The sequence below is a fragment of the Cyanobium sp. Morenito 9A2 genome (assembly GCF_024345575.1).
Classification (GTDB): Bacteria; Cyanobacteriota; Cyanobacteriia; order PCC-6307; family Cyanobiaceae; genus ATX-6F1.
Genome location: NZ_JAGQBJ010000001.1, coordinates 317,861 through 330,429 on the forward strand (window position 1 = coordinate 317,861; position 12,569 = coordinate 330,429).

The 12,569-nt window shown below is 67.6% G+C and carries 9 protein-coding genes; 6 read left to right on the plus strand and 3 right to left on the minus strand.

The features are described 5' to 3' along the window. Positions 1 to 34: 34 nt before the first annotated feature. The gene (locus KBY88_RS16070; protein ID WP_254938152.1) at positions 35 to 2,257 is read right to left on the minus strand and encodes an EAL domain-containing protein; all 2,223 of its coding nucleotides are present in this window, start codon (positions 2,255 to 2,257) and stop codon (positions 35 to 37) included. A gap of 222 nt (positions 2,258 to 2,479) precedes the next feature. On the opposite strand from KBY88_RS16070, the gene mgtA reads away from it, so the two are divergent. Both mgtA and KBY88_RS01710 read left to right on the plus strand, forming a co-directional pair. Then, on the plus strand, positions 2,480 to 5,011 hold the full coding sequence (gene mgtA / locus KBY88_RS01705; RefSeq protein WP_254938153.1) for a magnesium-translocating P-type ATPase: 2,532 nt from the start codon (positions 2,480 to 2,482) through the stop codon (positions 5,009 to 5,011). Next, positions 5,008 to 6,984 (plus strand): ABC transporter ATP-binding protein/permease, encoded by a 1,977-nt coding sequence (locus KBY88_RS01710; RefSeq protein WP_254938154.1) that lies wholly within the window; start codon positions 5,008 to 5,010, stop codon positions 6,982 to 6,984. Before mgtA ends, KBY88_RS01710 begins: the two co-directional genes overlap by 4 nt. A 19-nt stretch (positions 6,985 to 7,003) precedes the next feature. On the opposite strand, the gene KBY88_RS16075 is transcribed toward KBY88_RS01710, so the two are convergent. Further along, entirely contained in the window at positions 7,004 to 7,537 is a 534-nt protein-coding gene (locus tag KBY88_RS16075) for an AAA-associated domain-containing protein (RefSeq protein WP_254938155.1), read from the minus strand. Between KBY88_RS16075 and KBY88_RS16080 the strand changes: the two genes are divergently transcribed. The 4 genes from KBY88_RS16080 to KBY88_RS01735 all read left to right on the plus strand — a co-directional run bounded on the left by KBY88_RS16080 (position 7,493) and on the right by KBY88_RS01735 (position 10,888). Next, the gene (locus tag KBY88_RS16080; protein WP_254938156.1) at positions 7,493 to 7,966 is read left to right on the plus strand and encodes a glycosyltransferase; all 474 of its coding nucleotides are present in this window, start codon (positions 7,493 to 7,495) and stop codon (positions 7,964 to 7,966) included. The two genes, KBY88_RS16075 and KBY88_RS16080, sit on opposite strands and share 45 nt — an antisense overlap. Further along, positions 7,966 to 8,451 (plus strand): hypothetical protein, encoded by a 486-nt coding sequence (locus KBY88_RS01725; protein WP_254938157.1) that lies wholly within the window; start codon positions 7,966 to 7,968, stop codon positions 8,449 to 8,451. The genes KBY88_RS16080 and KBY88_RS01725 overlap by 1 nt, the downstream gene beginning before the upstream one ends. 500 nt (positions 8,452 to 8,951) lie before the next feature. Continuing rightward, positions 8,952 to 9,632 (plus strand): response regulator transcription factor, encoded by a 681-nt coding sequence (locus tag KBY88_RS01730; RefSeq protein ID WP_254938158.1) that lies wholly within the window; start codon positions 8,952 to 8,954, stop codon positions 9,630 to 9,632. Then, positions 9,629 to 10,888 carry a sensor histidine kinase gene (locus KBY88_RS01735; RefSeq protein ID WP_254938159.1) on the plus strand — a complete coding sequence of 420 codons (1,260 nt, stop codon included), beginning with the start codon at positions 9,629 to 9,631 and terminating at the stop codon, positions 10,886 to 10,888. Before KBY88_RS01730 ends, KBY88_RS01735 begins: the two co-directional genes overlap by 4 nt. Here the strand turns inward: KBY88_RS01735 and KBY88_RS01740 are convergent. After that, positions 10,860 to 12,530 carry a mechanosensitive ion channel family protein gene (locus KBY88_RS01740; protein ID WP_254938160.1) on the minus strand — a complete coding sequence of 557 codons (1,671 nt, stop codon included), beginning with the start codon at positions 12,528 to 12,530 and terminating at the stop codon, positions 10,860 to 10,862. The two genes, KBY88_RS01735 and KBY88_RS01740, sit on opposite strands and share 29 nt — an antisense overlap. Positions 12,531 to 12,569 lie beyond the last annotated feature (39 nt).

The following is a 12,569-nucleotide window of genomic DNA, read 5'->3' on the forward strand; positions in this document are numbered from 1 at the left end:
GCTCAGCCCCCGCAGAGCGGAAGCGTTGGGAAACTCAGTGCTTGGGGGTGAACAGGAACCCCTGGAAATGGCTGACTCCCACCCCCAGCCAGTGGTTCAGTTGCTCCTCCGTTTCAATCCCTTCCATGATGACGCGGGTGGCGCTATTGACTTCGAAGCTGAGCAGGAAACTGACCATCGCATTCACCTCATGGTTGGGAACCATGCGGGTGTATTTCATGTCCACCTTGATGAAGTCGGCATGAAACTCGAACAGATGGGACAGCGAGGCGTAGCCGCTGCCGAAGTCATCGATCGAGACCTTCACGCCGAGGGAGCCCAGCTCAAGCAGAAAGCCCTTCCAGCGTTCGGGGCCACCGATGATCGCTGTTTCCGTCACCTCCAGGATCAAGTTCTTTCGCGTGTGGGCGGGCACCTCTCTGAGGATCTTCGTGATTTCCTCCCGATGGCGGCTGCTCTGGACGGTCTGGGCAGAGAGATTGGCACCGAGCCGCAGTTCATGATCGCGATGGTTGCTGAGTAAATGGATCGCTTTGCGCAGCATCAGCAGATCGATCAGGTGAATGCTGTTGTTGCGCTCCAAGGCAAGAATGAGCTCTTGCACCTGCATCAGGGGTTGCGTATCCTTGGGGAAACGGAACAGCATCTCCCGGTAGCAGATGGTGCGATGGCCATCCACGATCCGCACCACGTCTTCCAGATGCGGGCTCACATCTTGGAGCCCTTCAGCGAAGCTTGTGGCTGTGAAATCACCGCTGATCTTGCGGCGCACCTCTGTGAGGACCCCATCTTCGCTGGAGGGCAGCAGCACGACCGTTTTGTCGCTTTTGCCATAGCGGTTCAAGATGGACAGATCGGAGATCTGTTTTTCAACAATCGAGGGCTCGAGGGGCGTGAGTGCCGCCCGGATGTCGGCCCGCACGGAGCCGGAGAACTTCTGACGGGTGTCGGTGATCGCCGACTCCAGGGCGCGAACGACGTCGGATCCATCGGTGCTGCCACTCAGGGTCAGGAGGGCCAGCGAGTTGTCCGGGGTCCGGCAGATGCGGGCCTCCGGGAGCAGTTCTCGCAGCCGTTCATGAAGGTCCGCCATCAGGGAGGACTGGGTGCTGATCTGGCTTTCGGTGTCGAGCGAGAAGGTATGGATCGTCGCCTTGATGTCGCCCACCAATCTCACGGCGCTGCCCTGTTGCCCGAGGGTTCGCTCATCCCGGCGACCAGCCAGATCCAGGAACGCCGGCAGGCTGAGCAGATCGTTGCCCTGATCGAGGATCCGATAGTTGTGCAGGAGCCGGTGGCTGCGGCGTTGATCCCGTCGATGCTGCAACCGGATGCGTCGGGCGTTGCTCAGGGAGGCCAGGGTCAGCCCCAGCAGGGCCAGGTTGACCGTGGCCCAGGGCAGCAGGGTCTCGCTGAAGGCCCCGCTGATCACGTCCTTGATCACCACGGGTTGCTGCAGCACCCAGAGCTGGCCCGGTTCCTCGGCCGCCAGGAAGTACTCCAGGACGGTCCTGGGATTGTTGCCGATCGGCCGAAGGGTCTGGGCGGTACCCGATCCGATCCGGGACAGTTTCGGGGCGATCTCTCCCAGGATCGAGGCACCGCCTTCCCTGGACCCATCGGTCTGGGTGGTGCCGTATTGAACGATCCAACCGGGGGATGTCTCCTTGGCCTTGGCGGACGCCCCACGGGCAGCCCCGCCGACCACCAGCACGTCCTCCGACCGGCAGAGCAGGCCGTAGGCATCGCGCACCTGGGGGCGCGTGTTCAGGCTCAGCCAGCGCAGCCGTTCCAGCAGGCAGGCGCGCACCGCCCCTCGGGCGGCGGGGCTGAGCGGGTTGCTGCTGTCGTTCGCGAGGGAATCGAAAACCACCTGCGCAGACCGATCGACCAGGAGCAGGTTCTGGCCGTCGCGGATGATGGTGGAATTGCGCAGGTCCTGACCCAGGCCATCGGGGGTTCTGCTGGCCAGAACGTCAAGGGTGGACTGCCGTTGACTCCAGTCCTGGGCGGTCACCATGTGACCGCGCACACGCGTGTTCAACAGGTTGGCTTCGATCAGGTTCTTGTTGCGAAACTGATCCTGCTGCCGTTGCCACGACAGCACCAGGGAGGCGAGCAGGAGGCCGCCGCTGAGCAGAAGGGCCAGGTAGATGCCGTCATTGGAAAAGATCCGGCGGCTCTCGCTGAGGTAACGCCACTCCTTGCGGGCCGAACGCAGCAGCCTGCTCAGGCCAGGGGAACCAATTGACTGCACAAGGAAAGAGGGGGGCCATGCATCGGGCCGCTCGCTTCGCCATAGTCCCAAGCTTTTCAGCGTTGGCAAGGTTGGCCCCCCCCCAACGTGATGGTTGGGTCCGTGCGCCTGGAGCCCGATTGGCCCGGACCCGGCGGCGCGGATGGACGCTCCCCATCCCATCAGCCACCCCTGGCCAGGACCAGGATCGCTGCATAGGGTGAGCGGGAGTCGGGCCCCGCGGTGTCGATCAAACCCACCGAGCAGGCCTACTGGAGCGTTCCCCTCGGCGAGTTGCTCGCTTCTCTCCGGGTGGGGCCCCAGGGTCTCAGCCGGGAACAGGCGTCCGAACGCCTGAAGAGCCATGGCCCAAACAGCCTGGCCGCACCGTCGCGCTCCGGGGCGCCTGAACGGCTGCTGCGTCAGTTCACCAGTCCGATCATCCTGATCCTGGCCGCCGCCGCCCTGCTGTCGTTTCTGCTCGATTCGCCGCTCGATGGGCTGATCATCCTGGCGATCGTTCTCGTCAGTGGGCTGCTGGGGTTCCTCCAGGAGCACGGGGCCGAGGGGGCCGTGCGGGAGCTGCTGCGCACCGTCGAACTGCGCACCAGCGTCTGGCGCGATGGGGCGGAGCAGACCATCCCGAGCACGGCCGTGGTGCCGGGCGACATCGTGCTGCTTTCAGCCGGGGTCAGCATCCCGGCCGATGCCCGCCTGATCGAGGAGCGCGACCTGAGCGTGGATGAGGCGGCCCTCACGGGCGAGAGCTTTCCGGTGAACAAGCAGGTGGGGGAGTTCGCCCCAGGCACCCCCCTCGCGGGCCGGCTCAACCTGCTGCACCTGGGCACCCATGTGGTCAGCGGCACCGGGCGGGCCGTGGTGGTGCACACGGGTCGTGCCACGGCCTTTGGGGCGATTGCGGCGCGGATGCGCTTGCGGCGCAGTGAGACGGAGTTCGAGCGCGGTGTGCGCCGCTTTGGCTACCTGTTGCTGGAGGTGACTCTGACGCTGGTGGTCGCCATCTTCGCCTTCAACGTCTACCTCCAGCGCCCGGTGATTGATTCGTTCCTGTTTTCCCTGGCCCTGGGGGTGGGGCTGACACCCCAGCTGCTGCCGGCAGTGATCAGCGTCAACCTGGCCAGGGGTGCCCGGCGCATGGCCAAACGCCAGGTGATCGTCAAGCGTCTGGCGGCGATCGAGAACTTCGGCAGCATGGATGTGCTCTGCTCCGACAAGACCGGCACGCTCACCGAGGGCACCGCCCAGGTGCAGTTCGCCTGGGGGGTTGAGGGCAAGGAAAGCTCCCGCACCCTGCTGCTGGCCTATGCCAATGCCACCTTCCAGAGCGGGTACGTCAATCCGATCGACACGGCCCTGCGGGAGAGGGGTCCGCTCGATCTGGAGGGCTGGAGCAAGCTCGATGAGGTGCCCTTCGACTTCCTGCGCAAGCGGCAGAGCGTGCTGCTCGCCCAGGGCGGCCAGAGCGTGCTGGTGACCAAGGGGGCCCTGAACAGGGTGCTGGAGGTGTGCACCACGGCCGAGCGCAGCGATGGTTCGGTGGTGCCGATCGAGGCGGTGCGCGTGGGCCTGCAGGAGCGCTACCGCAGCCTCAGCGCCGAGGGCTACCGGCAGCTGGGGGTGGCCGTTCGCGAGGACCTCACCGGCACGGTGGCGACGCGGGAGTCGGAGCGGGGGATGCGCTTCGTGGGCCTGGTGGCCCTGAGCGATCCGCTCAGGCCCGCCATCGCCAGCACCGTGGCCGAGTTGCGGGGGATGGGGGTGCGCCTGAAGCTGATCACCGGCGACAACGCCCTGATCGCGGCCCGCATCGGCCGGGAGGCCGGACTGCTGGAGCCTGAGGTGATCACCGGCTCCCAGCTGCTCTCGATCAGCGACCAGGCGCTGCCGCTGCGGGCCCAGGCCTGCGACATCTTCGCCGAGGTGGAGCCCAACCAGAAGGAACGGTTGATCGCGGCCCTGCGCCGGGCGGGCCATGTGGTGGGTTACATGGGCGATGGCATCAACGACGCCCCGGCCCTCCACGCCGCCGATGTGGGCCTGTCGGTGCAGGGAGCGGTGGACGTGGCCAAGGAGGCTGCAGACATCGTTTTGCTGGAGCGGGATCTGGCGGTGCTGGCCGACGGCATCCGTGAGGGGCGCACCACCTTCGCCAACACGCTCAAGTACGTGTTCATGGCCACCAGCGCCAACTTCGGCAACATGTTTTCGATGGCCGGCGCCTCGTTGCTGTTGCCGTTTCTGCCGCTGCTGCCCAAGCAGATCCTGCTCACCAACCTGCTCACCGATCTGCCGGAGATGACGATCGCCACCGACCGGGTGGATCGCGACTGGATCGAGCGGCCCCGGCGCTGGAGCATTCCCTTCATCCAGCGCTTCATGCTCACCTTCGGGTTGGTGAGTTCGGTGTTCGACTACCTCACCTTCGCTGTGTTGCTCTGGGTGCTGCGGGGTGATCCCGCCCAGTTCCGCACCGGCTGGTTCGTGGAATCGGTGATCTCGGCGGCCTCGATCGTGCTGGTGGTGCGCACCCGGGGCCCGCTGCTGCGCAGCCGGCCCTCCCGCCCCCTGGTGCTGGCCACCCTGGTGGTGGTGCTGCTGACGCTGCTGTTGCCCTATTCCCCCCTGGCGGCCCCCTTCGGCTTCGTGCCCCTGCCGGCCAGCTTCCTGGCGCTGCTGGCCCTGATCCTGCTGGCCTATGTGCTGGCCGCTGAGGCGGCGAAGGGCTGGTTCTACCGGCAGAGCGTGAACGCGTGAGCCCCACGCTGGTCACCTTTGCCGCTGAGTTTCGTCAGCTCGCCGCCGACTTCCTGCTCCCGAGCCGGCGCCTGCCGTCCTCCCGGCGGCCGCTGCGGTCTTTCGCCGCCTTGCTGCTGCTGGCGGCCACCCTGGCCCTGGGGCTGGCGGCCCTGGTGATCGGTGCCTCGGCCCAGCTGCTGGAGGCCGTCCTGGGCCCGGCCCGCCTCGATCTGGCCTTCCCCTACCTGCGGGGCCCCCTGGGCCTCTATGGCAGTGATCACCACCGCTGGGTCGCCCTGGGGGTCACCGTCGCCGGGGGGGTGGGGGCGTGGCTGGCGGCCCGCTGGCTCGGCCGCGAGCTGTCCCGACGCTGGCTCGCCCTGGCGGGGCTGCTGCTGGTGCTGGTGGTGGCCACGGCGGTGGATGTGGCCTTCACCGAGGGCAATGGGGCGGTGATGGAGGCCCTCAACGTGCGCAGCGCCGCGCGCTTCTGGGGCACGGCGGCGGGGCTGAGCGCGATCTATCTGGTCACCCTGCCGGTGCAGTTCCTCAACAGCTACGGCCAGCAGCGTTTCGCCCTGGCCTGGCGCGACCGCACCACCGCTGTGCTGTCTGAGGCCTACCTGCAGAACCAGAACTACTACCACCTGGAGGCGGCGGCCGCCGGCGCTGGAGAGATCGACAACCCTGACCAGCGCCTCGCCGATGACATCCAGCGCTCGGTGGTCAGCTCCACCGATCTGTTCTTCGGTTTCTGCACCTCGCTGCTTTCGCTCGCGGCCTACGTGCTGGTGCTCTTCCAGATCAGTGGTTGGCTGGTGCTGACGCTGCTGGTGGCGACGGCGATGGGCAACGGCCTGATCGTGCCGCTGGTGCGACGGCTGGCCCGGCTGGGGTTCCGCCAGCAATCGCTCGAGGCTGATTTTCGCTTCGCCTTGATGCACCTGCGCAGCCATGCCGAGAGCATCGCCTTCCTGCGCGGCGAGGCCCGAGAGGCGCGGGGGCTGCGGGGGCGCTTTGCGCGCGTGCTGGTGAATCTCGAGCGGTTGATCCGCTGGCGGGCGCTGGTGGAGCAGGGCTCGGGGCTCTACGCCTTTTTGATGCAGTTCGTGCCCTATCTGGTGCTCTCGGGCGCCTACTTCGGCGGCCGCGTCAGCCTCGGGCAGCTCACGGTGGGGAGCATTGCCTTCGGCCAGGTGCAGACGGCGTTGTCGTTTCTGGTGGTGCGCGCCGACGATTTCTCCAGTCTGTTCGCCAGCCTGGATCGGGTCGGCGAGCTGCGGGGCGGCCTGGGGGCACAGGTGTTGCTGGCGGCCGGCGGCGAATCCGCTGCCGCTGCCGCTTCTCCTGCCCCTGTGGGCCTTGAGCTGCACCAGCTCAGCGTGGCCGACCCCGGTGGTGGCCCGCCCTTGATCGAGCACCTCGACCTGCGCGTGACCCCGGGGGAACGGCTGTTGATCACCGGACCCAGCGGTTGCGGTAAAACCAGTCTGCTCAGGGTGCTCTGCGGTCTGGCCCCAGCTTCCGCTGGTCGCCTGAGATCCCCTGATCCCGCCCAATGGAGCGTGCTGCCCCAGACCCCTTACATGGCCCTGGGCAGCCTGCGCGAGCAGCTGCTCTATGGCCTGCCGCTGGAGGCACCTCCGCCGCCAGACGGGGCGTTGCGCTCGGCCCTGGCCGCTGCGGGAGTTGGCGCGCTGAACGAGCGCTATGGGGATCTGGGGGTTGAGGAGGATTGGGCGCGGCTGTTGTCCGGGGGCGAGCAGCAACGGCTCGGCTTTGCCCGCCTGTTGCTGGCTGGCCGGCCGTTCGTGCTGCTTGACGAGGCCACCAGCGCCCTTGATCTTGAGGCGGAGCGGCAGCTCTATGGCCTGCTGGAGCGCCAGGGCGTCACCATGATCAGCGTGGGTCACCGCCCCAGCCTGAGGGCCTTCCACCAGCGCCTGCTGCGCCTCGATGGCCGCGGTGGATGGACGCTGGAGGCGGCTTGAGCGCGACCAGAGGCGGTGCTCAGGCGGACCGTGCTTCGCTCGCCGCCAGGCGGAAGCGGTCCTGCTCCCGGTTGTAGCGGAACAGGCCGCAGCTGCGGGTCCAGCTGATGACGGTATCGAACACTGCTTCGGCTTCCTGGCCGGTGAACTGTTCACTGAGCTGCTCCAGCACGGTGCCACCCTCCACCTCGCCCCGGGGGCTGGCCTCCAGGGCCGCCTGCAGTTGGCGCACCAGGGGAACATGCTTGAGCAGCTGGCGGCCGGCCACCGTCAGTTGCAGGCGGGCCCCATCGGCGTCCATCAGAGCCAGCAGCTCGCCGGCGTCGATCATCGGCGGCAGATCGTCGAGTTCAAGCACCAGCTCCTCCGCCTGTCCCGCCAGGCTGATGGCCCCGGTTTCGGGCACCAGGGCCACCAGGTCGCCCGCCCCGTCAGCGAAGGAGGGGGCAGGGCCAGCGATGGCGGTCCCGGGGCGCTTGCCGGCAGCATCGACGAAACCGCCCGGCAGTTGGAGGCCTGGGCGGCCATCGAGCCGCGGCTGCGGGTGGTGCACCTGGCGAGCAACCAGGGCAAGGCGATGGCCCTGCGCAGCGGCGCTCTGCTGGCCCGCCATGGGTTGTTGGTCTGTATCGATGGCGATGCGTTGCTGGATCCCGACGCGGTGGCCTGGCTGGTGCGGCGGCGGCTGCAGGATCCCCGGCTTGGGGCGGTCACCGGCAACCCTCGGATCCGCAACCGCACCACCCTGTTGGGGCGCGTGCAGGTGGGGGAGTTTTCCTCGATCATCGGCCTGATCAAACGCGCCCAAGCCAGCCTGGGCGGCCTGTTCACCCTCTCCGGAGTGATCGCTGCCTTCCGCCGCCAGGCCCTGCACGAGGTCGGCTACTGGAACGTCGACAGGCTCACCGAAGACATCGCGATCACCTGGGCCCCGCAGCGGGGGGGGGGCCCTACGAACCCCATGCCCTGGTCTGGATCCTGATGCCGGAGACCTTGTGGGGGCTGTGGAAGCAGCGGCTGCGTTGGGCTGAGGCGGGGGGGGTGCAGGTGCTTCTGGCCAACATCAATGTGCTTTGGCGGCCCCGCCAGTGGCGCCTGTTGCCATTTCTGATCGAGCCACTGCTCAGCCTGCTCTGGGTCCACGCCATGGTGCTGGTGCTGGTGCTCTGGGGGATCAGCTTGCTGCTGGCGGGGGTTGGACCGGCCGCGCTTGCCTTTCCGCTGCTGCCCCGTGCCGGCGACGCCTGGCTGGCCCTGGTGTGTCTCCTGCAATTCAGCTTCAGCCTCTGGCTGGATCGTCCCTGCGACCGGGATCTGGGCCGCACCCTCTACTGGATGATCTGGTACCCGTTGGTGTTCTGGATCCTCACCTTGACCACCTCGGTGGTGGCCCTGCCGCGGGTGCTGCGGCGGGGGCAGGGTCAGCGGGCCCGCTGGGTGAGTCCCGATCGGGGCCAACGGGTCTGAGCACTTGCCATTCTCTTTACGAGGGTGGCCGACGGTGTGAACAGATACACCTTTGCGTGCCGATCTGTGGTTCAAAGCCTCGCTCCGATCATCGATCTGCGGGACGATCAACCGCGTCTTCAGCTGCTGCCGGCGGAACTGGCCACCATGGGGCTCTGGGGCGTCTGGGGTCTTTTGCTGGGAGGTGTCGGCGTTCCTCTGGCCCTGGTGTCGGTGGCCGCCCTGTGGTGTTTGGGCCTCATTCTGCGCCGCCCCGACGCCCCAATCTCAGCCGCCACCACGCCCCCCCAGCGGCCCCGCACCGCGCAGGGGGGGCGCCCGGAGCCGTGGCGGCCCGAGCCGCGCGGCCAGGGCTCATCACTTTGGTTTACGGGACGTGGATCTGTTCCGGGCCCAGCACACCTCCATCTGCACGCTGCACCACGATCGCGGTGGTGCGATTGTGAAGCTCGAAGGCTTTGAGCGTCTGGACCTGGGCGCTGCGATGCCCCTTGGTCACCATGCGCATTCTGTTGGCTGAAGACGATGCCCGCCTGGCGGAGCCCCTGGTCGACTTCCTCGAGCACGATCGCCACACAGTCACCTGGCTGAGCAACGGCGATCAGGCCCTCGGTGCGTTGCTGAGGGGCGATTACCAGCTGGCGCTGCTGGATTGGATGCTTCCCGGGTGCGATGGGCTGAGCATCGTGCGCGGGCTCAGAACCCAGGGCCACACCACCTTGGTGATCATGATCACGGCCCGTGATGCCCTTGGCGATGTGGTCGAAGGTTTATCGGGCGGCGCTGACGACTATCTGGTCAAGCCGTTTCGCATGGCCGAGCTGGCTGCCCGGATCCGCTCCCTCGAGCGCCGCTCTGATCGGCCCTATCAGCCCGCTCGCCTGCTCTGGGGGCCCGTGGAACTTGATCCGGCGGCGGCGACGGCCTGGTGCCATGGGCACCCGCTTGGGCTCACCAGTAAGGAATGGCAACTGCTGGAGTGGTTCCTGCGCCACCCCGCCCGCCTGTTCAACCGCGGCCAACTGCTCGATCAGTTGTGGTCGCTGGAAGGCGATTCCGGCGAAGACACCGTCAAGACCCACCTCAACAATCTGCGCCGCAAGCTGCGCGGCGCAGGCTCCCCCGATCCGATCGAAACCGTTCACGGTCTGGGTTACCGCCTGATGCCGCCACCACCGTGAGCCAACGCCCGTCCACCGGCCGGCCGGCCCGCACCCTGCGCCGCCAGCAGAGCGAGTTGCTGGCGCTCTACCTCGGCAGCCTCGCGGGGGTGCTGCTTCTGTTCGCCGCCGTGGTGCGCGAGGGCTTCCAGGTGCGCCAGCTGGCGGATGTGCGTAGCCATCTCAGCTTGATTGCCGAGGACTTTTCCTCGCTGCCCCTGCCGGTGCCAGGAACGGAGCGGAGCCTGCAGGAGAGCCGCAAGGATTTCGCCACCGCCCGCCAACAGGTGGAGTGGTTCGTCGAGGGACGCCGCGTCCCGGTGGCCCGCCTGGGCGAGAAGAACGAGCTCGGACCCCTGCCCAGGAAGCTGGAGAGCAACCGTTCCCGCTGGCAGGAGGGCCCGGGTTGGCTCGCCCTGGTGTTTCCCTCCGATCTCACCCCGGGGGTCTGGATCCGGGTCAGTGAAGACCTCGAACCCCTCGATGGCCGCCTGCGCCAGCTCGATCTCGCCCTGGCGATCGCGATCACCGTCGCCCTGGGGCTCAGTGCTGTTGCGGCCCTGCTGCTCACCCGCCGGGCGGTGGCTCCTCTGGAGCGCAGCCTCCAGCGCCTGCGCCAGTTCAGTCTTGATGCGTCCCATGAGCTGCGGGGCCCCTTGGCGGCCCTGGCCGCCAATGCCGAGATGGGGCTGGTGGCAGCGGCCGAGGCGGGGCCCGGCCAAGCGCGCCGCTTCGAGGCGATTGCCAGCGCCACGGCCCAGATGGGCCGCCTGGTGGACGACCTGCTGCTGCTGGCCCGCCAGGACGAGGAGCGTCTGGAGGCTCCCCAGCCGGTGGATCTCTCGGCCGTGCTGCAGCAGCAGATCGCCCTGCACCGCGACGGCCTCGAACTCAGGCATCAGCGGCTCCAGTTGGAGCTCACCCCAGGCCTGCAGGTGTTGGGTCAGGTGACCCTGCTGCACCGACTCGTGCGCAACCTGCTCGACAACGCCTTGCGCTACACCCCCGATGGGGGCCTGGTGACGGTGCGCTCCCACCGCCGCGGTGGTTTCGTGAGTGTTTCGGTGCAGGACAGCGGCATTGGGCTCAGTGCCCAGGACCTGCCCCAGGTGTTCGATCGCTTCTGGCGGGCCCGCAGCGATCGCCCCGACGGTGGCTCCGGTCTGGGGTTGGCGATTGCCTCGCGCATCTGTGCCTCCCATGGGGGACGCATCCAGGTCACCAGTACCCCTGGGGAGGGGAGTTGCTTCACGGTTGAATTGCCGGCGAGCTCTTAGCCAGCGGCACCCCAGCCTTCGCCAGGGCATTGAGCAGACGCCGGCGCAGTTCCCGGCCGCAGAGCCATTGGTCGCCGGTTCGTGTGGTCAACAACACGGACACCTCAACCCCCAGGGGCGTGATCGCTACCACCCCCCGACACCAGGGGGCCTTGAGTAACTTGCCCGCCCAGTCGGGGGCCTGGGCAAAGTCCGATGCCGCGGCGGCGATCACCGCCAAGGCCCCATCGATGTCGTTTAGTGGTTGAGCGAGCGCCAGCCGCACGTCCTCGCCGGAGCGAAACTTGGTGTGGTTAATCACCCGATCGCCGCAGCTGTTCTGGATCACCACCACCCGTTGGTCCGTGCAGCGCAGTTGGGTGCTGAGCACTCCGACGTCCTCGACGTCGCCCTCGAGCCCACCGATCTCGATCCAGTCGCCGATGGCGTAGCGGTCTTCGAGCAGTACCAGCAAACCGGCGACGAAATCCCGCAGTAGGCCCTGGAACACGATCGCCAGGCCACCCAGCACGGCACCGCCCGCCACCAACACCGAGGTGGAGGCCTCCCGGAGGCCGGGGATGTCGATCAGGATCAGCACCAGCAGCACGGCGCCGCAGCTCAGGTCGATCAGGCGGTGGGTGACCCGCAACAGGCTGAGGTAGCGCTGGTTGCGCCGGGCCCGGTGATCTGCCGGCACGCGCAGGTTGTCGGACCACTGCTGCAGCAGGAAGGTGCTCAGCAACCGCAGCACCGCCGCCAGCAGCCCCATCAGCAGCACCTTCACCAGGGCCGCGAAGGGCTGCATCAGCAGGGAGAGGCCCAGGGGCACCTGACCGGGCACGGCCATCACAGCTAGGCCCACCATCACCACAAGCTGGCCCAGCACCAGCACGAACAACAGGCTGCTGAGACCGTGGCTGAGCTGCAGTGTCAGCTCCCGCCGCCGCCGCCGGGGCTGGGCGCCATCGGCCCCCTGCAGACGAGCGGTGAGACGACGGCTGAGCGACAGCAACCAGACGGTGAACGCGGTGAGCATCCCCAAAAGCACCTCGCCCGTCAGGGTGATCTGCTCACGCACCTTCAATTCAGCCGGCTTCATCTGGCGGCGGGCATGGCGCAGGCGTCGCTCGAGCAGTTGCCGCCAGTGCTGGGCGAGGGCGTCGGCGCTGACGCCGTTCAGCCGGGCGTCCGCTTCGGTGACGCTGAGCAGCAGCAAGGGTTCCGGGTGGTTTGGCAGCTTCGCGCTGATCACATTCAGGCCGTTCTCGTCACGGCTGACGATGATCTGCAGATCCTCAGCGTTACCCGACTGTCGCCAGTTGGTTCCCGTACAGGCGCGGTCAGTGCCGTGGAGCACCAGTCCTTCCAGCAGGCCTTCGGCGATGGCTTCGCTGCTGGTGCAGTCCGTCTGGACGGCATACAGCAGATTCAGGTTGCCCTCGATCACCCGGGCACGCCGGTTGGCATCCGGACCGGAGCGGCCATCGGTGACCACCGGCGAGGCCACGGTGAGGGCCGGAATGCCCAGGATCCTGACCTTGGCGACGGCGTAGCTGCCGGCCTCGGTCTTTCTTTCGTCCTGGGTGGAGGCTGGACCCGCGATCGAATCCAGCATTAAGGCGGCCCTGGCTCCGGGTGCCGCCAGGCCCAGGAGCAGCATCAGTGCCACCAGCGCGGCCGCCAGCCCAAAGCCCATCGG